Here is a 19,567-nt window from a genome sequence, read left to right as displayed (position 1 = left end):
TCTCTCCTTAACAAGACGTTGACACCTGAGCAATAAGAGCAAAACTCCAGGTCACGACAGGGGTACGAGCTCGACGGGGAAGCCGTTGAGCACGGAGGTCCCCGACAGCGGGTCGAGCCGCGAGCCGTCCAGGAGCTGGTTGACGTTGACGCCGGGGCGGCTCGCGGCCACGGCGAGCCTGCTGCCCGCCCTGCTGTGTCCCCAGCCGTGCGGCAGGCTGACCACACCCGAGCGGACGCTGTCGGTGATCTCCACGGGCGCCACGACCGCTCCCCCGTCCGCCGTGATCCGTACGTCGGCGCCGTCGGCGAGGCCGAGCCGTGCCGCGTCCTCGGGGTGGATCTGGAGGGTGCAGCGGTTGGAACCGCCGTTCAGGACGGGGATGTTGTGCAGCCAGCTGTTGTTGGACCGCAGATGCCGCCGGCCGACCAGGACGAGGGAGTCGGAGCGTTCGTCCAGGGCCGCCCGCAGTCGGGGCAGGTCGGCGGCGATCGGCGCGGGGAACAGCTCGATGCGTCCGCTGCGGGTCTTGAGCACCTGCGGCAGGCGGGGCTCAAGGGGGCCGAGGTCGATGCCGTGGGGGTGCGCGAGCAGGCGCTCCAGGCTGAGCCCGTCCGGGTCGGCGCCGAAGCCGTCGCCGTACGGGCCGAGCCTGAGCATCAGGTCGAGGCGTCGCTCGGGGCCGTTCTCACCGGTGAGGCGGGTGGCGAGAGCGGCCGGGTCCTGGCCGTGCACCGGCGCGTGCGGGTCGGCGACGGCCTTGGCCAGGGTGCGCTCGACGACCGTCGCGTCGACGGCGGTGGGGTCGGCGCCATGCAGGCCGCTCACGGCGAGTATCAGGCGGGCGTGGATCTCGCTCTCGTCCATGCGCCCTTCGTCGAGCGGGACGGCGGGCCGGGTGTAGCGGACCTGGTTGCGGACGGCGAAGCCGTTGAAGGCGAAGTCGAAGTGTGCGCTCTGGGAGGGCGGCGGCGGGGGCAGCACGACGTGGGCGTGGCGCGAGGTCTCGTTGAGGTACGGGTCGATGCTCACCATGAAGTCGAGTCCGGCGAGCGCCCCATCGAGCCGGTCCCCGTCGGGCGCCGAGAGCACCGGGTTGGCGGCGCAGGCGATGAGCACACGGATCTGTCCCTCGCCCGGCGTCTCGATCTCCTCGGCGAGGGCGGCGAGCGGCAGTTCACCCTTCACCTCCGGGTGCCCACCGACGCGGCTGTTCCAGCGCCCGAGGTCGAAGCCCCTGCCGGGGCCCGCCGGGCGGGGCGCCCGGTCGGTGGCGGAGAGCGGGAAGAGCGCGCCGCCCGGCCGGTCGAGGTTGCCGGTGAGGACGTTGAGTACGTCGACGAGCCAACTGGCCAGGGTGCCGTGCTCGACGGTGCAGCTGCCGATCCGGCCGTACACGGCGGCGGTGGGCGCGGCGGCGAGCTCCCGGGCGATGGCCCGGATGTCGTCCGGGTCCACGTCGCACCGGGGGCCCACCGCATCGGGGGTGAACTCCCTTACCGCATCGGCGACTTCGTCCAGGCCTTCGAGGTGCGCCTCGATCGCGCCCGGCGCGAGGAGCTTGTCCTCGCACAGCACCTGGGCGATCGAGGCGAGCAACAGGGCGTCGGTGCCGGGCCGGATCGCGACATGCCGGTCGGCGAGCTTCGCGGTGCGGGTGCGGCGCGGGTCGACGACGGTGAGGGTGCCGCCGCGCCGGCGCAGCGCGCGCAGCTTGCCGGGGAAGTCGGGGGCGGTGCACAGACTGCCGTTGGACTCCAGGGGGTTGGCGCCGAGCAGCAGCAGATGGTCCGTGCGCTCCAGGTCGGGCACCGGGATGGCGAACGGGTCGCCGAACAGGAGCCCGCTGGAGACGTGCTTGGGCATCTGGTCGAGGGTGCTCGCGGTGAACAGGTTGCGGGTGCGCAGCGCGCCGAGCAGGGCGGGCGGGTAGAGGGCGCCCGCCATGGTGTGGACGTTGGGGTTGCCGAGGACCACGCCGACCGCGTTCGCCCCGTACCGCTCGACGACGGGGCGCGTCCGGGCCGCGATCAGGTCGAAGGCCTCGGCCCAGGTGGCCTCCTCCAGGACCCCGTCGCGGCGCACGAGCGGGCCGGTGAGCCGGTCGGGGTCGGCGTCGATCTCGCCGAAGGCGGCGCCCTTGGGGCAGATGAACCCCTGGCTGAACACGTCGTCCGCGTCCCCGCGGGCGCCGGTGACCCTGGCCCCCTCGACGGTGAGGCTCAGCCCGCAGGTGGCTTCGCAGAGCGGACAGATACGCAGAACGGTGCGGGACATGCGTCCTCCCAGGGCGACGGCGCGCGGGCCCTCGGAGCATACCGACCAGTAGGCATGCGCGGGAGGTCGCGGCCGGGGTCAGTCCAGGGTGTGGGCCAGGTAGGCGTGCAGGAGCCGGCGGGTCTCCGCCACGATGTCCGGATCGCCCTGCGGATCCATGCGGAACGCCAGACGCAGGGTGGCGTCGGCCGCCTCCACCGCGACCAGGATCGTCCGGCGCAGGCCGGCGTCCGGGGTGCGGCCGAACTGGGTCGGCAGGAGCTCGGCGAGACGGGCGGCCAGGAGGTGGTTGGCGTCGGCGTCCGGGTCGGGCACCGGCTGGGGGCCGCCGAAGTCGACCAGGTTGAAGCCGGGCACCGTCTGTTTCAGGACGAGGTATTCGTCGAGGACCGCGTCGACCGCACCCCGCCAGTCGGCCGCCTCGATCGTCGCAAGGCGTGCGTTGATCATGCCGGCGTAGCGGTCGAGGTTGCGGGCGGCCAGCGCCTCGGCCATGGCGCGTTTGTTGCTGAAGAAGCGGTAGACCGAGCCGATCGGCACGCCCGCGCGCTGGGCCACGGCCCGGGTGGAGAGGTCTTCGTAGCCCGTTTCGTCCAGGAGCTCGGCGCAGGCGTCGAGTATCCGGGACAGCCGCTCCGCGCTGCGCTGCTGCACGGGCGCGCGGCGGAGGTTCGCGTGGAGATGAGGAGCAGGAGGCACGCGCCCATCATCCCCCGCCCGGCCGGTTTTCCCGTTGACGCGACCGCATCGTAATCCTACGGTTGAGCATAGGATTTCGGCACGTGAGCAGGAGAGCGGACGATGACGACACCCACGGGCGAACAGGCGAGGAAGATCGCGGAAGGCCTTGGCCACTCGCACGGTTTCGGCAATGAGCACAGCTCGGAAGCCGTGCCGGGAGCCCTTCCGCACGGCCGCAACGCGCCGCAGCGCGCGCCGCTGGGCCTCTACGCGGAGCAGCTGAGCGGTTCGGCCTTCACCGAGCCGCGCGCGGGCAACCGCCGCTCCTGGCTGTACCGGATCCGGCCATCGGCCGCGCACCCGCCGTTCACCCGCGCCGACAACGGCCACCTCCGCTCGGCGCCCTTCACCGACACCGTGCCCGACCCCAACCGGCTGCGCTGGAACCCGCTGCCCGAGCCCCCGGCGGGCACCGACTGGCTGGCCGGCCTGTGGACGCTCGGCGGCAACGGCGACGCGACACAGCGCACCGGCATGGCCGTGCACCTCTACCACGCCAACTCCTCCATGGAGTCAAGGGTGTTCAGCGACTCCGACGGGGAGCTGTTGATCGTCCCGGAGCGCGGCGGGCTGCTGCTGCGCACCGAGCTCGGCCTGCTCGCCGCCCGCCCCGGCGAGGTCGCCCTGATCCCGCGCGGTGTGCGCTTCCGGGTCGAGCTGCTGGACGAGAGCGCCCGCGGTTACGTCTGCGAGAACTACGGCCGCCCCTTCGAGCTGCCCGAGCTCGGCCCGATCGGCGCCAACGGCCTTGCCAACGCACGCGACTTCCGGGCCCCGCTCGCCGCGTACGAGGACCCCGACGCCACAGAGGGCCCGGTCGAGGTCGTCAACAAGTTCTGCGGCAACCTCTGGACCGCGAGGTACGACCACTCGCCGCTCGACGTCGTCGCCTGGCACGGCACCCACACGCCGTACGTCTACGACCTGCGCACGTTCAACGTGATCGGCTCCATCAGCTACGACCACCCCGACCCGTCGATCTTCACCGTGCTCACCTCGCCCTCCGACACCCCGGGCCTGGCCGGCGTCGACTTCGTGGTGTTCGCGCCGCGCTGGCTGGTCGGCGAGGACACCTTCCGGCCGCCGTACTTCCACCGCAATGTGATGAGCGAGTACATGGGCCTGATCGAGGGCGCCTACGACGCGAAAACAGCCGGAAAGGGGGGCTTCGTGCCCGGCGGCGGCTCGCTGCACAACATGATGTCGGCGCACGGCCCCGACCGCGAGACCTTCGACCGGGCGAGCGCCGCCGAGCTGAAGCCGCAGAAGATCGACGACGGGCTTGCCTTCATGTTCGAGACGCGCTGGCCGGTCACGGCCACCGCCCAGGCGGCGTCCGCCGGACACCTCCAGCGGGGCTACGACGACGTGTGGCAGGGTCTTCAGCGCCACTTCCGCTCCTGAGCACCGCCTGATACGGAATCCCTGTGACCATCTCCTCCTTCGCTCCCGACTCGCTGGTACTGAACCGGAAGCTGCCGCTCTGGTACCAGGTGTCCCAGTCCCTGCGCGCCTCGATACTGGGCCGCTCCCCCGACGCCTCGCTGCGGCTGCCCACCGAGGAACAGCTCGCCGCGCACTACGGGGTGAGCGTGCTCACGATGCGCCAGGCACTCAAGGAGCTGGAGGAGGAGGGCCTGATCAGCCGGCACCGGCGGCGCGGCACGTTCATCGAGCCGTCCGCCCGCCGTGCGTCCCCGGTCCGGCTGCTGGGCTCGATCGACGCGATCGTGGCCCAGCAGTCGGGCGAGCGCACCACCATCCTTGGCCACGGACCGGAGCCGCTGCCCGGTGACCTGGCCGAGCACTTTCCCGGCTGCGCCGAGGTCGTGACCTACCGGCGGCTGCGCTGCGACGAGAATGGCGAGCCCACCAACTGGGCGTACAACGCGGTGCGTCCGGAGGTGGCCGCCGCGATCGGCCTCGCCGACCTGGAGCGCTGGCCGATGACCAAGGTGCTGCGCGACGCGGTGGGGGTGGACATCGCACGCATCACGGACACCGTGGAGGCGCGGCTCGCCGACCCCGTCACCGCCGATCTGCTCCAGGTGCCGCTGCTCTCCCCGATCCTGCACTACACGGGGGTCACCTACGACGGAAAGGGCCAGGTCGTGGATGTCGCCCGCATCCACTACCGCGGCGACCGCTTCTCGTTCTCGGTGACGGTCGAGGCCCGTTGACGCACGCCTGATACCGGCGCGCCTTCGTCACTAGCATGCTGGCTGTGAGCGATGACCTGCCTCTCCTCGACGACCTGATGCCCTGGTCGGTGGCCCCGCTGCGACTGGGGCGCGACTGGGTGGTGGCTCCGGACGAGCGGACCCTGCGCTCGCGCTGGGACCTGTTCGTACGGTCCGAAGGGGCCGAGCGGGAGCGCCTGTTCGGGCCGACGCGCTCCCGCACGCTGTCGTCCGCGGTGGCCGCCCTGCCCGGCCGCGTCCACGGCACCGGGCCGCTCGCGCGGGAGCGCGGCGCGTGCGCGGACCCGGTCCGCGTCCAGTACGGGCCCTTCGACGAGCAGTGGTTGATACCGGACCAGCGCCTGATCGACGCGGCCCGGCCGGAGCTGTGGCGGGTGGCCGACGAGCACCAGCTCTTCGCGGTCGAGCAGGGGTATGTGCCGAAGGCCGCGGGGCCCGCGCTGACCGTGTCGGCCCTGCTGCCCGACGGCCGCTCCGCCACCGGGCGCCCCGGCCGCATCCGCCCGCTCTACCGCCGCCCGGGCGGCCTCGAACCCAACCTCGCGCCCGGATTGCTCCCCTTCCTCCGCGAGACGTACGGGGCCGAGGTCTCGCCGGACGACGTGCTGGCCTGGGCTCTGGCGGCGGGTCGCCCGAGCGCCGCCGGATGCGTGGTGCCGCTGCCCGCCGATGCCCAACTGTGGTCGGCAGGAGTCGAGTTGGGGCGCCGCACGAGGACGCTGATGGTGCGTGGGGCGCGCGGTGGCGAGAAGCCCCGGCTGCCCGGCGGGCGGCGGCCGTACGTACGGGCGCAGCTTCCGGCCCGGCCGCGTGAGCTGCGCTACGACGCCGAGGAGGAGGTGCTGCACGTGGGCGAGGGGGGCCGGATCTCACCGGTGCCGCTCGCGGCCTGGGAGTTCCAGGCGGACGGGGTGCGGATGCTCGACGTCTGGTTCCGGCGCCGCACGGAGCCCGCCGAGCCGGGCACGCTCGCCGCGGCCGGCCCGGCCGGCTGGCCCCAGGAGTGGACGTCGGACCTGCTCGAACTGATCACCGTGCTCGCGCTGCTCGGTGAACTGCGCTCACAGCGGGCCGCGTTGACGGACGCCGTCACGAAACCGCTGACGCGGGACGGGCTCCGCGCCGCCGGCGTCCTGCCCGTACCGGACGGGGCGCGGCACCCCGCGTCCGTACTCGATCATCACGAGGAGGGGCCCGGGGGCCAGTTCGCCCTCATCTGAGGGGCGCCTCGCGACGGGGCCGGACCGGGCTCAGGCCTGGTACTCGGTGAGGTCGATGGCGTGGATGTTCAGCGCGTGCCCGAACGCCGGGTGCACCGTCTCGCGCTCCAGCTTCATCCCCAGCTTGCGCATCACGTTCTCCGAAGCGTCGTTGCCCACCCGGGAGATACTGATGACCCGGCCGAGCCCGCGGTCCTGGAGCGCGAACTCCAGCGACGCGTGGGCCGCTTCGGACGCGTATCCCTGGCCCCAGAACGGCATGCCGAGCCGCCAGCCGATCTCCACCTCGTGCGCCATCTCGGGCAGGAAGTGCGGCACGGACAGACCGGTGAAGCCGATCAGTTCACCGGAGCCGAGAAGCTCGACGGCGAAGAGCCCGAAGCCCTCGTCGTCCCACTCGTCCTCCCAGCGCTCGATGTCCGCGGCGGTCCGCTCCAGGTCACGGACGGAGCCGTCGCCGATCCAGCGCATGACCTCCGGGTCCGCGTTGATGTCCGCCATGGGGGCGAGGTCGTCGTCGGTCCAGCGGCGCAGCAGCAGGCGGGGGGTGCGGATCTCGGTCATGGGGCCATCCTGCCCGGCCCGGGGCCGAGCCGGAAATCCGCCCTCGCCGCCGGCTACCCGCCGAACGCGTCGAGCGTCCTGGCAAGCGCCCTTTCGAACACCGCGTCCAGGTCGATGGGGCCCGCGTCCTCCGCGAAGGCGGCGGCGAGGCGGGGGTAGCGGCCGGTGGCGACCTGGCTGAAGAGGTAGGCGATCCGCACGCCGTGCTCCTGCTCCGGCGACCACGGCAGCGAGCGGGTGCGCTCGGCGGTGGCGATCTCGTTGGCGACATAGGTCGTGACGACGCCGTTCACCGAGGCGATCAGCTCCATCTTGGTGCCGTACGGCGTTTCCAGCGGGTCCAGGCACGTCATGCAGTGCTCCAGAAAGCGCAGGGCGTTGGGGCTGAAGCCGTACACCGGGGACATGAGGCGCGGCACCCAGGGATGGCGGTGCATCAGTGCCCGGGTCTGATGAGCCAGAGCGAGCATGTCGGCCCGCCAGTCGCCGGTCGCCCCACTCAGCTCGTACTCGGCGCTGACCGCGTCCACCATCAGCTCGTACAGGTCCTCCTTGCGCGGCACGTAGTTGTACAGCGACATCGTTCCGCAGCCGAGGTCGGCCGCGACCCGGCGCATGGAGACCGCGTCGATGCCGTCCGCGTCGGCGATCCGCACGGCGGCGGCCGCGATGTCGGCACGGCTGAAAGCGGGCCTGGGGCCCCGTCCGGCGCGCTCGGGGCGCGCCCAGATCACTTCTGGTTCAGCAGGTCGCCCTGCCATGGATCATCACCTCGCCCACCATCGTAGTTACGTACGGCGTACGTAGTGCGCTATGGTGAGCCGCATGACAACTACGTACGCTGTACTTAGTGAAGGTCTGGAGAAGAGTTTCGGCGAGGTCCACGCGGTGCGGGGGCTCGATCTCGCGGTCGCCGAAGGCACCGTCTGCGGGGTGCTCGGCCCCAACGGAGCGGGCAAGACGACGGCCGTACGGCTGCTGACGACGCTCCTCGCGCCGGACGCCGGCTCGGCCCGGGTGGCCGGCCACGACGTGGTGCGCGAGCAGGACGCGGTGCGCCGCCGGATCGGCGTGACCGGCCAGTCGACCTCCGTCGACGTCGAGCTCACCGGACGGCAGAACCTCCGGCTCTTCGCCAAGCTGCACGGCCTGCGCGGGGCGGCCGGGCGCGCCCGCGCCGATGTGCTCCTCGACCAGTTCAACCTCGCGGACGCGGCGGACCGGGCGGCCGGAACGTACTCCGGCGGGATGCGCCGCCGCCTCGACCTCGCCGCGAGCCTGCTCAGCCGCCCCGCGGTGCTCTTCCTCGACGAGCCCACCACCGGGCTCGACCCGAAGAGCCGCCGCCACATCTGGGACGCCGTGCGCGCCCTGACGGCCGAGGGCACCACGGTGCTGCTCACCACCCAGTACCTGGAGGAGGCGGACCTGCTCGCCGACCACATCGTGATGATCGACCGGGGCCGGGCCGCCGTCACCGGCTCCCCCGCCGAACTCAAGGCACGGATCGGCTCGTACGCGCAGGTGGTCGTGGCGAGCGAGGACGCCCTGCCGCGGGCGGCCGCCGTACTCGACCGGCTGACCGGCGCGGAGCCCCGCCTCGACGCCCCCGGCCTGACCGTGGGCGCCGTCTCCATGGATCCCACGCTGACCCTGCCGCGCCTCGTGCGCGAGCTGGACGCGGCAGGCGTCCCGGTCCTCGACGCCGGCCTGCGCCCGCCCACCCTCGACGAGGTGTTCCTGCGCCTCACCGACGCCACCGACTCCCGTAAGGAGCTTGTGACATGACGTCGCTCGCATACGACAGCACGGCCATGCTCGGCCGCCAGCTCCAGCGCATCAAGCACGCGCCGGGCGTGCTGATCCTCACCCAGACGATGCCGGTCTCGATGCTGCTGTTCTTCGGCTACGTCTTCGGCAGCGCGCTCGCCATGCCGGGCGAGGAGTACCGCGCCTACCTGGTGCCCGGCCTCCTGGTGGCGACCGCCGCGAACGGCCTGATGACCGGGATGTTCACGGCCGCACAGGATTCCCACCGCGGCGTGATGGACCGGCTGCGCACCCTGCCGATGAGCCGGGCCGCGGTGCCGGTGGGGCAGAGCGCGGCCGACCTGCTGACCACGGCGCTCGGCCTGATCCCGCTGATGCTGGTGGGACTCGCGGTGGGTTGGCGGATCGAGGGCGGACTGCCGGGCGCGCTCGGCGCCTTCGGGCTGCTCCTGCTGTTCCGCCTCACGGTCACCTGGATCGGCGCGTTCCTCGGGCTGCTCACGCGGAGCGAGGAGGCAGCGGGACAGCTGGGATCGGCGACGTTCATGCTGCCGCTCCTGTCCAACGCCTACATCCCCACCGACCGCCTCCCCGGCTGGCTGCGCACGGTCGCCGAGTGGAATCCGATCAGTGCGGTCGCCTCGGCCGTCCGCGACCTCTGCGGCAACGCCTCGCCGGCCGCGGACGCCGCCTGGCCGGTCGCCCACCCGGTGGCGGGCTCGCTCGCCTGGTGCGCCGTGCTGCTCGTGGCCTTCGTGCCACTGGCGGTACGCCGCTACGCGAGCAACGGCCGCTGAACGGCCCGGCCCGCTCACGGCGGGAGACCCGCGGGGTGGCTCGCGGGGAGACCCGCTGCGTGGCCCGCGGGGTGACCCGCTGGGTGATCCGCTGCGTGACAAGAACGGTCCGTACGCGATAAGTACGGCTGTCATGAGCACTCAGCCCCTGCCCCTGGCGGGCATCACCGTCGTCGCCGTCGAGCAGGCCGTCTCGGCGCCGTTCGCGACGCGGCAGCTCGCCGACCTGGGCGCGCGCGTCATCAAGGTCGAACGCACCGACGGCGGCGACTTCGCGCGCGCCTACGACACCGCCGCCCGCGGCCTCGCCTCACACTTCGTGTGGTGCAACCGGGGCAAGGAGTCGGTCGCCCTCGATCTGAAGGACCCGCGCGGGCTCGACGTCCTGCACCGGCTGATCGCGGACGCCGACGTGTTCGTGCAGAACCTGGCGCACGGGGCGGCGGCCCGGCTCGGCCTGGACGCGGCGGCCCTGTGTGCGGCCCACCCCCGCCTCGTCGCCGTCGACATATCCGGCTACGGCGCCGACGGCCCGTACGCGCACAAGCGGGCCTACGACATGCTGGTGCAGTGCGAGGCGGGCCTGGTGTCGGTCACCGGGACACCCGAGCGGCCCGTCAAGGCCGGCATCCCGGCCGCCGACATCGCGGCCGCCATGTACGCCTTCTCGGGCGTCCTGGCGGCCCTGGTGCGGCGCGGCACCACGGGGCGCGGCGGCCCGGTGGAGATCTCGATGCTGGAGGCGCTCGCCGAATGGCTGGGGCACCCGCTGCACCATGTGATGCACGGAGGCACCGAACCGGCGCGCACGGGTGTCGCGCACGCCGTGATCGCGCCGTACGACGCCTACGCCACGGCCGACGGCGGGCAGGTGCTGCTCTCGGTCCAGAACGACCGCGAATGGCGCCGGCTCGCCGAACTGGTCCTCGAACGGCCCGAGTTGGCGCACGATCCGGCCTTCGCCACCAACGCGGCCCGGGTCACGCACCGGACGAAGACGGACGAGACGGTGGCCCGGGCGCTGGCCGGCCTCACGGCGGCCGCTGCGGTGGAGCGTCTGGAGACGGCCGGGATCGCCTGCGCCCGGCTCAACACGGTCGGCGAGGTGGCGGAGCATCCGCAGCTCGCGGCGCGCGAGCGCTGGCGGGAGGTGGAGTCACCGGTGGGGCCGCTGAGGGCGCTGCTGCCGCCCATCAATCTGGGCGGCAGTCAGGAGGCTCGGATGGGTGCGGTTCCCGCGCTCGGCGAGCACACCCGTGCAACCCTGCGGGCCCTGGGAATGACGGACGAGCAGATGGCCGAGCTGCGCCGGGACGGCGTGATCGTCTGAACGCGGTGCGCGTGGTGTCGGGAGTGGGTTCAGCCGCGGCTGCCGAAGAGCGAGCGGCGCAGCCGCCGCAGTGGCGCGAAGAGCGAGACGCGAGCGGTCTTGCTCCTGCGGGTGTGCGCAACGTCACGCGAGGTCAGCTCACGCATCAGCAACGTCGCCTCGGCCGCCTCGCGCTGCGGGACGGCGGGACCGCCGAGCACCGAGAGGTGGCGGTCGAGGCGCGAACTGGTCGCGCTGCTCCCGCAGGTGATCGCAGGCACTCGCGCCCTGCTGCGCACTGTTATCTGTTCCATGTCACTCCCCACCCGTACGAGGGCACCCGGCCCCGGGCAGGGTAACCCTATCGCCCCCGCACCACACACGTGTATCCCGGTGACCGGATTCACCTGGAGGGGGCGCACGTTGACGATCGCACGCCGAATGCGGCGAAACCCAGGGCGAGTTGGACAGATCACTGACGGCCCATCACGCAGCGTCGCGGCCCGTGTTCGCACGGGCGGCGCAATGCCGTTCAAGGGAGCGGACGCCAGGGGCCCGCGGCCGTTTGGACTACGCGTGTCGCGCGAGGAGGGGACCCGACGGACGCGGCCTCCTCCTCGCGACGCCGGCGGGCGCTGCGTGCCCGCCCGCCGGCCGGGCGTGATCAGGCGGCGCGGGTGAAGGTGGGCAGGTAGGCACCCGACTGGCCGGAGGCGGTGGGGTGGTAGGACTCGCCGATGTTGGTCCATTCGACGCTGTTGAGCCACGGGCTGCTGGAGCAGATCTCGTGGTTGGTGAAGCCCGCCACGACGTCCGCGAAGCTGAATCCGTGGTCGGCGGCGCGCTTGGCGGTCACCGAGTTGAGCTCGTCGGCGGCGCCGTTGATCGCCGAGCGTGAGGTGTCGCTGAGCCCGCCCCAGCAGCTGCCGCCGATCCTGTAGAAGTGCGGGTAGCCGATGACGACGACGTGGGCGTTGGGGGCCTTGGATCTGATCGCCGAGTACACGGAGTCGAGCAGGCCGGGCAGCGTCGAGTCGACGTAGGCGCGGGCCGCGGCCACCTTGCCGAGGCAGGTGGACTCCGAGTACAGGACGCAGTTGGTCATGACGTCCGAGAAGCCGGCGTCGTTGCCTCCGATGGTGATCGAGACGAGGTCGGTGGTGGAGCTCAGCGGGCCGAGCTGGCTTGCCGTCACATCACCCGTACGAGCGCCGGAGCAAGCGGTGAAGTTGAACGAGGCGGGCGAGTGCGCCGCTGCCCACAGGGCCGGGTAGGCCTTGGTGGAGCGCTTGCAGCTGCCGCTCGCGCTGTCGTAACTCCCGGATCCGACACCCGAGGAGTACGAGTCGCCGAGGGCCACGTAGTGGGATCCGGCCGCCTGGGTTGCTGCCGCCACCACGCCGGCCCCGGTGAGGGACAGCGCGACAGCCAGCACGAGCGCCCATGCATAAGCCGCGATTCGGGACAGTTTCATGGAACCTCCTTGTAGCGGGTTTTCCGCCACGGCAGTGGTACCAGCCCCTTCGGGCCGCGGGAAGTGTCCATGCCAAGAACACCAGGCGGACATCTGCGGCTATCTGGTGATCCGTCAGCAACTCGCGAGTAATCCTTCACCGGAGCACCACACTCCGCTGACGGAGCGTCAACTCCCGTACGCCATACGCCCTGTGCCGTCTTGACGGGACTGTCCGGACTGCGTCACATTGAAGCCTCGCATCCGGCGCATCGGGGGGAACCGTCGCCAATGCAGACCATCAGTGACAGATCGGCAGGGAACGCGCCCTTGGGCGCCGATCTGCTGCCCGTCCTCGCGGGAGCGGCACTCGCCGTCTCGGCCGTGGGCGCCGCCCTGGTGCTCTTCGACCCGGGCTCCGCGCTGCGCGCTCCGCTCGCGCTCTTCTGTCTGGCCGGCGCGCCCGCCGAGGCCACCGCATTCGCCCTGCGCCGAATGGAACCGCTCCCGCGGGCGGTGATGGCCTTTTCGGGAGCGGTACTCATCGACCTCCTGACCGCCGAAGGCATGGCGGGCCTGCACCTCTGGTCGGTGCGCAACGGTATTGCGGCGGTGGGCGCGATCAGCCTCCTTGTGTTTCTCCTGGGAACGGGAGCGAATCGCCCCGGGCATGATCGAAGAAGCCCGGTCCACCACACCGGAGAATAAGGCGTGGTTTCAGGCCTTGCTTTACGGTCCCAGACATCAATACCGTCTACATCCATTCGCATCGGTCCATCACGCATATCGGCGCCGGGGAGGGCTGGAGCGCCGCGGTGGATATCCGAGCGGGGCGCGGTAGGGGGGTGCCGTGGCCGGTCCTCGCCCTGCGGGGAGCCGGAACACGGGCCGTGCGGCCGACAACGCCAGCTCATGCGGACAGTGCGGTGTGCCAGGCCGTCATGCCCTGCGTGAAAACCCCCCTTTCGTCACAGGACAAACAACCGGACCACCCGGGGGGCGGGCGGTCCACCGGACGAGAGGGACAGAGAATCACCATGACTCCTTCCGTACGCCCGGCCGTTCCGGGCCAAGATCCATTAATGGTGGAACCGCCGGACATCGCATCGTCCGCCGCCGCGAACAGCCGTATGTCCACTGCTTATCGGCCGGTTTCGGCGAATCTCGCGATCGCGCCGCCCGTAAGCGTGGTGATTCCGGCGATGAATGAGGCCGAAAACCTTCCCCATGTCTTCGGGACACTTCCGCAATGGATCCACGAAGTCGTCCTGGTGGACGGGAATTCCACCGACGACACGGTGCGGGTCGCCCGCGAGCTGTGGCCCGGCGTCAAGGTGGTCAAGCAGGTCGGCACGGGCAAGGGTGACGCGTTGATCAGCGGCTTCGCCGCCTGCACCGGAGACATCATCGTCATGGTCGACGCGGACGGGTCGGCGGACGGCGACGAGATCGTCAGCTACGTCTGCGCCCTGGCCGGCGGCGCCGACTTCGCCAAGGGGTCCCGCTTCGCCAACGGCGGCGGCACCGCCGACATGACCCCGATCCGCAAGCTCGGCAACGCGGTGCTGTGCGGCATCGTCAACCGCAAGTTCGGCGCCCGCTACACCGACCTCTGCTACGGCTACAACGCCTTCTGGAAGCACTGTTTGGACAAGATCGTGCTCGACTGCTCCGGGTTCGAGATAGAGACCCTGATCAACATCCGGATCGTCAAGGCGGGACTGCGCGTCCAGGAGGTGCCGAGTTACGAGTACAACCGGATCCACGGGGTCTCCCACCTCAGTGCGGTGCGTGACGGCATCCGCGTGCTGAAGGTGATCCTCAGGGAGAAGGCGGTGCCCCGGGCACTGCGCCGCACGCAGGCCGTCTTCCTGAACGCACGCCGGGGTGAAGCGACTTGAGGAGCGTTGCGTTCTCGGTGGTGATCTGCGCGTACACCGAGGAGCGCTGGGAGGACATCCTCGCGGCGGTCGCCTCGGTGGGCGCGCAGTCGCTGCCCGCCCTGGAGACGCTGCTCGTGGTGGACCACAACGAGCGGCTACGGGGCCGGCTCGCCGGGCACTACGGCGAGCAGGCGGCGTCCGGCGAGGTGCGGGTGCTCGCCAACGCGGGTCCCCGGGGCCTCTCGGCCGGCCGCAACACCGCGATCGCGCTCGCCCGCGGCGAGTTCGTGGCCTTCCTCGACGACGACGCGGTGGCCGAGCGGCACTGGCTGCGGTACTTCGCCGAGGGGTACGACGATCCCCGGGTCGTGGCGGTGGGCGGGCGGACCGTGCCCGCCTGGGCCTCGGGCCGCAGGCCCGCCTGGTTCCCCGAGGAGTTCGACTGGATCGTGGGCTGCACCTACCGGGGCCTGCCGCCGGGCCGGACCGCGGTGCGCAATGTCCTCGGCGGCAACGCCTCCTTCCGCGCGTCCGCCTTCGACGCCGCGGGCGGCTTCGCCACCGGCATCGGCCGCGACGGCGACAAGCGGCCGCTGGGCTGCGAGGAGACGGAGCTGTGCATCCGGATCAGCGAGGCGCTGCCCGGCGCCGTGCTGCTCATCGATGACCGCTCGGTGATCCACCACCGGGTGCCCGCGGCGCGCGAACGCTTCGGCTACTTCCGTACGCGGGCCTACGCGGAAGGGCTCTCCAAGGCCCTGGTCGCCCGAAGTGTCGGCGCTGCCAAGGGACTTGCGTCCGAGCGGCGCTACACGACGCGGGTCCTGCCGGCCGGAGTGGCACGCGGCGTCCGGGACGCGGTGCTCGGCCGGCCCGGCGGGGCGGGGCGCGCGGCCGCGATCGTGACGGGCGTCGCGGCGGCGGCCGGCGGCTATCTGCTCGGCGCCGTACGGGCACGCAGGGGCGGGGCGCCCTTCACCGTCGCCCCCGTCGAACGCACGGGGCGGGCCGGGCCCGCCGAGGAAGGGGAAGCGGCATGAGGACCAGGCGGACGGGGCCCGTGCCCATTGTGATGTACCACGCGGTGGCGCACTCCCCCGCGAAGGCGGCGTACGGGCTCTCCGTCGCGCCGGACGCCTTCGAAGACCAGATGGACCTGCTCGCCGAACTCGGGCACACGCCGGTCACCACCGCCCAGTTGGCACATGCCTGGCGCACGGCGGGAGCACTGCCGCGCCGCCCCGTCCTGATCACTTTCGACGACGGCTACGAAGGTGTGCACCGGCACGCCCTGCCGGTGCTCGCCAGGCACGGGTTCACCGCCACGCTCTTCGTCGCCACGGGCTGGCTGCGCGGCGCCCACGACGCGGGCGGCGCCCTGGACACCATGCTGGACTGGGACCAGGTGCGCGAGCTCGCCGCGGCCGGCGTGGAGATCGGCGGCCACAGCCACAGCCATCCCCAGCTGGACCAACTCGCGGACGAGCGGCTGTGGTTCGAGACGTCGCGCTGCAAGGACATCCTCACCGAGGAGCTGGGCCGGCGCCCCGCCTCGTTCGCCTATCCCTACGGCTACTCCAACCGCCGGGTGCGGCGGACGGTGCGCTCCGCGGGTTTCGGCCAGGCGCTCGCGGTGGGCAACGCGCTCGCCGAGCGCCGCCAGGGCCCTTACGCCCTTGAGCGGGTGACAGTCCGGCGCGGCACCGGCCTCGACGCGTTCGAACGGCTCGTCGCGGGCACCGGCCGTGACATCGCGCGCACCTTCGTCGCGGACCGCGTACTGACGAAGGGCTACGCCCTGGTCCGTGGCGCGCGCCGGGCCGGGCGGGTGCTCGGCGGCGGCTGACGGGCGACCGCGGGGCGCGTCAGTGCTGCGCGTGGGCGCGGGTCAGCCAGCGCACCTCGTAGGCGGCCAACCGCAGCGACCTGCCGTCGATCTCCGCGTCGACGGGACGGTCGAGCGTGTTGACGACGAGCATGTCCTTGGCGCTCGCGAGCACGCGCACGGCCCGCGCGTCACCTGCGGCGACATCGACGGCCGTGAACCGGGTGCCCGGAGGGAAGGCTCCGGCGAACTTGGCGATGAGCGCGTACATCGGCAACCCGGCTCCTCCGGCGCTCTGTTGGGTCGGCCTCCACAGACATCCGGGGCAGGGTCCTCCGCGCTCCTCGGGGCTCCAGTAGAACGCGGTGCTGACGCCGCCGCGTGCCAGGGCCGCCATGCCCACGGCCTGGGTGGCGACGCGGCGCTGCTCGCTCCACCCCGACCGCTCGGGCTCGACGTAGTACTCGGCCCACCACAGCGGCAGTCCGCTCCGCTCCCGCACCCAGTCGCTGACGGCCGTCAGTTTGTCGGTGGCGCCGAAGGCGTCGGGGAGCGTCTGGCCGGTGCGCGTGAAGTCGGCGCCGTCGACGACCACGAAGTCGGCGCCCTTCTTGTGCTTGTTCCAGTAGGTGAAGGCGTCGAGCACCCGCTGGTCGACCGAGCCCCAGGGCCCCTTCAGGGCGGAGGCGTACGTCTGGTCCTGCGGCCCGTAACTGTCCATGACCAGGTAGGGGCCGCCCACCAGATTGTCGGCGCCGGCCTTCTTCAGGGCGGCGTAGACCTGGTTGTAGAGCTGCGTGTAGCCCTGGTAGTCCCAGCGGCCGCCGCTGTCGTCGTAGAAGCCCTTGAACTCGTTCCAGACGATGAAGTGCCGTACGTCCGGATAGCGTGCGGCGACCCTGGCGGCCAGGGCGGCGAAGTCCTTGTAGTGGGCGGGCAGCGGCGCCGACTCCAGCGCCCGCACGCTCCAGTCCGTCCTGCCGGCGCCGGCTCTGCCGCCCTTCATCCAGTCGGGGGCGCAGCACAGCGTGATGACGGGGGTGCCTTTGGTGGAGCGGATGTAGGCGATGCGCCGGTCGAGGTCCGAGAAGTCGTACACGCCCGGCGAGGGCTCGGGGTTGCCCGCGCCCCAGCCCATGATCGCCTGGTTCTGTGGCAGGCCTTGCGCCGACAACAGCATCCGGGCGCGCGCCACGGCGTCGTCGTCGCCGGTGTCGGCGCTGTACTCGGTGTGGGTGAAGCCCCAGCCGAGCGCGGGGTCGGTGTTGCTCGCTCCGGTCGGGCCGGGGCCGCCCGTGGTGGTGTCCGCCGGGCCGCACCGCGTCAGGAGCAGGGTGAGCGCGGCGAGGACGGCGGCGGCCACCGCCACCGCGATCCAGCGCCGGGGCGGGCCGCCCGGCCGGGCGCCGGGCCCGCCGCCCGGCCGGCTGCCAGACCCGAGGCCCGTTCCGCCGATGGGTCCGGTGCCGGGTCCGGTGCCGGTGCCGGGTCCGGTGCCGGTGCCGGTGCCAGGTCCTGCGCCGGTGCCAAGTCCTGCGCCGGGTCCCGAGCCGGATCCTCCGCCGGGTCCGGTACCGGGCCCTGCGCCAGGTCCTCCGCCGCTCCGGGCTCCTCGTCCCTGGTGACGTTCCATCACGAGCGAGCGTAGCGACGGCAGTTGGCATTCCGGCCGGTTTCACCGGAACGGGTGCGAATCGTCCGCGAATCACCAACCGGACAAAGCGCGTGCACGGGCGGTCGTGTTGCCGGATCATGGGCGGCATGTCTGCCAACCCAGAAGCCGCGCTGCCGATTCGGCTGACCATGGACGACAGCGATTCGCCGTCCGATGTCGTCGACGCGCTCTTCCTCGGCCGCTTCGCCACGGGCGAGCAGCCGTTCTCGCACAGTTCCTCCATCGACCGGGTCAAGAAGGGTGTCAGTCTGCTGCCACCCGCCGCGAAGGTGCTGCGGGCCGCCCGCGACGACGACCGCAGCGCGACACTCGCCGAGGGCAAGGGCTGGACGCTGCTGGTCTCGCGCTGGAACCGGGGCGCGGACGTGACGGTGACCGCGACCAGCGAGGAGCTGGCCGAGCAGGTACTGAAACAGGCCACCGAGGGAGCCGTGGACGAACCTGAGCCGCAGCCCGAGAACGTCACGATGGGCTTCTGGTACGTGTCGCCGCGCCGTGGCCCGCACCGCACGACCCGCCAGATCGCGGCCGGCACCTGGGACGAGGTGCGGCCCAACTACACGGCCCCGGTGGCCGACGCGCTCGACCGCCTGATGAAGATCACCCCGGACGACATCGCGGGGCGCCTCCTGCTGCTGCACGGGCCGCCGGGGACCGGCAAGACCTCGGCGCTGCGCACCCTGGCCAGGTCCTGGCGCGACTGGTGCCAGGTGGACTGCGTGCTCGACCCGGAGCGCCTGTTCAACGACGTCGGCTATCTGATGGACATCGCGATCGGCGAGGACGACGGCAGCGCGAAGGGCCGCTGGCGCCTGCTGCTCCTGGAGGACTGCGACGAGCTGATCCGCGGCGAGGCCAAGCACACCGCGGGCCAAGCGCTTTCGCGGCTGCTCAACCTGACCGACGGCCTGCTGGGCCAGGGCCGCAACGTACTGGTGGGCGTCACGACCAACGAGGATCTGGAGCGCCTGCACCCGGCAGTGGTGCGGCCGGGCCGGTGCCTCGCGCGCATCGAGGTCGGCCCGCTGACCCGGGCGGAGGCGGTCGGCTGGCTGGGCCGGGAGCAGGGCGTCACCCGCGACGGCACCACGCTGGCCGAGCTGTACGCCCTGCGTCGCGGCACGTCCCCGGCGTCCGTCCCGGACCAGCGACCGGATTCAGACGCGGGGCTCTACCTCTGAGAGCGGGACCACGCCCGGCCCGCGCGGTCCGCTGCTCCCCCGTCATGTCCCGTACGCCACCCGCAGCGCGTCCTCGACCGCGGCGCGGGCGGCGTCCCGCCCGAGGCCCAGCCTGCGGACCTCCCCCGCGTACGCGGCGGCCGCCGCCGCAGCGAGCCGTTCCGAGGCATCGCCCGCGGCCGCGACGAACGTCCCGTTGCGGCCCCGGGTCTCGATGACCCCGTCCGCCTCCAGGGCCCGATATGCCTTGGCCACCGTGTTCGCGGCGAGCCCAAGGTCCTCGGCGAGGCCACGGACCGTGGGCAGTTTGTAGCCGACCGGCAGCTTCCCCGAACGTGCCCGGTCGGCGATCTGCGCGCGCAGTTGCTCGTACGGCGCGGTGGCCGCGCCCTGGTCAATCACGATCTTGAGGGTCACAGCCCGATTCTCCCCCGCGCCGTCGCCCCGCGAAAACCGGATGCGCCCCGCGATCCGGCGAAAACGGGAGGCGTCGGCGCACGGGCCGACGTACCGTGCGAAGCCACGCCCGAGACCGTGCACGATTCCCGACCCGCCGACGGCGACGTCCGCGCCATGCAGCACGCCCGACGACCACGCCCACACGACCACAACGGCCTGCCCGGTCCGGCTACGGCTACGGCTACGGCTACGGCTACGGCTACGGCTACGGC

Annotated in this window: 19 protein-coding genes; 11 read left to right on the top strand and 8 right to left on the bottom strand. The window is 72.1% G+C overall.

Annotated features, from left to right (window positions below):
• Positions 1-51: 51 nt before the first annotated feature.
• A complete protein-coding gene (locus ACGFW5_RS13405) occupies positions 52-2,277 on the bottom strand; it encodes a molybdopterin oxidoreductase family protein (protein ID WP_393834337.1) in 2,226 nt (741 codons plus the stop codon).
• A gap of 78 nt (positions 2,278-2,355) precedes the next feature.
• The gene (locus ACGFW5_RS13400; RefSeq protein WP_393834336.1) at positions 2,356-2,976 is read right to left on the bottom strand and encodes a TetR family transcriptional regulator; all 621 of its coding nucleotides are present in this window, start codon (positions 2,974-2,976) and stop codon (positions 2,356-2,358) included.
• Positions 2,977-3,078: 102 nt separating this feature from the next.
• Here ACGFW5_RS13400 and hmgA point away from each other — a divergent pair, with 102 nt between their 5' ends.
• From hmgA to ACGFW5_RS13385, 3 genes are read left to right on the top strand one after another with little or no spacing between them, the layout of a single operon-like run.
• Positions 3,079-4,422 carry a homogentisate 1,2-dioxygenase gene (gene hmgA / locus ACGFW5_RS13395; protein ID WP_393834335.1) on the top strand — a complete coding sequence of 448 codons (1,344 nt, stop codon included), beginning with the start codon at positions 3,079-3,081 and terminating at the stop codon, positions 4,420-4,422.
• Between the two features lie 29 nt (positions 4,423-4,451).
• Positions 4,452-5,198: a GntR family transcriptional regulator gene (locus ACGFW5_RS13390; RefSeq protein WP_393834459.1), complete on the top strand. Its 747-nt coding sequence runs from the start codon at positions 4,452-4,454 to the stop codon at positions 5,196-5,198.
• 35 nt (positions 5,199-5,233) lie between these two features.
• Positions 5,234-6,439, top strand: a complete 1,206-nt coding sequence (locus tag ACGFW5_RS13385; protein ID WP_393834334.1) for a type ISP restriction/modification enzyme — start codon at positions 5,234-5,236, stop codon at positions 6,437-6,439.
• Positions 6,440-6,469: 30 nt separating this feature from the next.
• Here the strand turns inward: ACGFW5_RS13385 and ACGFW5_RS13380 are convergent, their stop codons facing one another.
• The gene (locus tag ACGFW5_RS13380) at positions 6,470-7,003 is read right to left on the bottom strand and encodes a GNAT family N-acetyltransferase (RefSeq protein ID WP_393834333.1); all 534 of its coding nucleotides are present in this window, start codon (positions 7,001-7,003) and stop codon (positions 6,470-6,472) included.
• A 53-nt stretch (positions 7,004-7,056) separates the two neighbouring features.
• Positions 7,057-7,764 carry a TetR/AcrR family transcriptional regulator gene (locus tag ACGFW5_RS13375; RefSeq protein WP_393834332.1) on the bottom strand — a complete coding sequence of 236 codons (708 nt, stop codon included), beginning with the start codon at positions 7,762-7,764 and terminating at the stop codon, positions 7,057-7,059.
• A gap of 64 nt (positions 7,765-7,828) precedes the next feature.
• Between ACGFW5_RS13375 and ACGFW5_RS13370 the strand changes: the two genes are divergently transcribed.
• The 3 genes from ACGFW5_RS13370 (at position 7,829) to ACGFW5_RS13360 (ending at position 10,900) form a co-directional block, all read left to right on the top strand.
• Complete coding sequence (locus ACGFW5_RS13370; RefSeq protein ID WP_393834331.1) at positions 7,829-8,791, top strand: ATP-binding cassette domain-containing protein; 963 nt, start codon at positions 7,829-7,831, stop codon at positions 8,789-8,791.
• Positions 8,788-9,570, top strand: coding sequence for an ABC transporter permease (locus ACGFW5_RS13365; protein WP_393834330.1), 783 nt, complete (start codon positions 8,788-8,790; stop codon positions 9,568-9,570). The genes ACGFW5_RS13370 and ACGFW5_RS13365 overlap by 4 nt, the downstream gene beginning before the upstream one ends.
• A 133-nt stretch (positions 9,571-9,703) precedes the next feature.
• Positions 9,704-10,900 (top strand): CaiB/BaiF CoA transferase family protein, encoded by a 1,197-nt coding sequence (locus ACGFW5_RS13360; protein ID WP_393834329.1) that lies wholly within the window; start codon positions 9,704-9,706, stop codon positions 10,898-10,900.
• 29 nt (positions 10,901-10,929) lie between these two features.
• Here ACGFW5_RS13360 and ACGFW5_RS13355 read toward each other — a convergent pair whose 3' ends face one another.
• Both ACGFW5_RS13355 and ACGFW5_RS13350 read right to left on the bottom strand, forming a co-directional pair.
• Positions 10,930-11,193, bottom strand: coding sequence for a hypothetical protein (locus ACGFW5_RS13355; protein WP_393834328.1), 264 nt, complete (start codon positions 11,191-11,193; stop codon positions 10,930-10,932).
• Positions 11,194-11,543: 350 nt separating this feature from the next.
• On the bottom strand, positions 11,544-12,353 hold the full coding sequence (locus ACGFW5_RS13350) for an SGNH/GDSL hydrolase family protein (RefSeq protein ID WP_393834327.1): 810 nt from the start codon (positions 12,351-12,353) through the stop codon (positions 11,544-11,546).
• Positions 12,354-12,662: 309 nt separating this feature from the next.
• Between ACGFW5_RS13350 and ACGFW5_RS13345 the strand changes: the two genes are divergently transcribed.
• From ACGFW5_RS13345 to ACGFW5_RS13330, 4 genes are all read left to right on the top strand, one after another.
• Positions 12,663-13,040, top strand: coding sequence for a hypothetical protein (locus ACGFW5_RS13345; protein ID WP_393834326.1), 378 nt, complete (start codon positions 12,663-12,665; stop codon positions 13,038-13,040).
• A gap of 329 nt (positions 13,041-13,369) precedes the next feature.
• Entirely contained in the window at positions 13,370-14,233 is an 864-nt protein-coding gene (locus ACGFW5_RS13340) for a glycosyltransferase family 2 protein (RefSeq protein ID WP_393834325.1), read from the top strand.
• The gene (locus ACGFW5_RS13335; RefSeq protein WP_393834324.1) at positions 14,230-15,255 is read left to right on the top strand and encodes a glycosyltransferase family 2 protein; all 1,026 of its coding nucleotides are present in this window, start codon (positions 14,230-14,232) and stop codon (positions 15,253-15,255) included. Before ACGFW5_RS13340 ends, ACGFW5_RS13335 begins: the two co-directional genes overlap by 4 nt.
• The gene (locus ACGFW5_RS13330; RefSeq protein ID WP_393834323.1) at positions 15,252-16,061 is read left to right on the top strand and encodes a polysaccharide deacetylase family protein; all 810 of its coding nucleotides are present in this window, start codon (positions 15,252-15,254) and stop codon (positions 16,059-16,061) included. Before ACGFW5_RS13335 ends, ACGFW5_RS13330 begins: the two co-directional genes overlap by 4 nt.
• Positions 16,062-16,080: 19 nt before the next feature.
• Here ACGFW5_RS13330 and ACGFW5_RS13325 read toward each other — a convergent pair whose 3' ends face one another.
• On the bottom strand, positions 16,081-17,403 hold the full coding sequence (locus ACGFW5_RS13325) for a xylan 1,4-beta-xylosidase (RefSeq protein WP_393834322.1): 1,323 nt from the start codon (positions 17,401-17,403) through the stop codon (positions 16,081-16,083).
• A 398-nt stretch (positions 17,404-17,801) separates the two neighbouring features.
• On the opposite strand from ACGFW5_RS13325, the gene ACGFW5_RS13320 reads away from it, so the two are divergent.
• Positions 17,802-18,896 (top strand): DUF5925 domain-containing protein, encoded by a 1,095-nt coding sequence (locus tag ACGFW5_RS13320; RefSeq protein ID WP_393834321.1) that lies wholly within the window; start codon positions 17,802-17,804, stop codon positions 18,894-18,896.
• A 42-nt stretch (positions 18,897-18,938) separates the two neighbouring features.
• Here the strand turns inward: ACGFW5_RS13320 and ACGFW5_RS13315 are convergent, their stop codons facing one another.
• Positions 18,939-19,313, bottom strand: coding sequence for a GntR family transcriptional regulator (locus ACGFW5_RS13315; RefSeq protein ID WP_393834320.1), 375 nt, complete (start codon positions 19,311-19,313; stop codon positions 18,939-18,941).
• Positions 19,314-19,567: the final 254 nt, after the last annotated feature.

Origin of the sequence: Streptomyces sp. NPDC048416 (assembly GCF_043200435.1) — a bacterium.
In the GTDB taxonomy this organism is placed as follows: domain Bacteria; phylum Actinomycetota; class Actinomycetes; order Streptomycetales; family Streptomycetaceae; genus Streptomyces.
The sequence above is the reverse complement of the archived record's forward strand: the minus strand, read 5'-3'. Positions and strand labels throughout refer to the sequence as shown.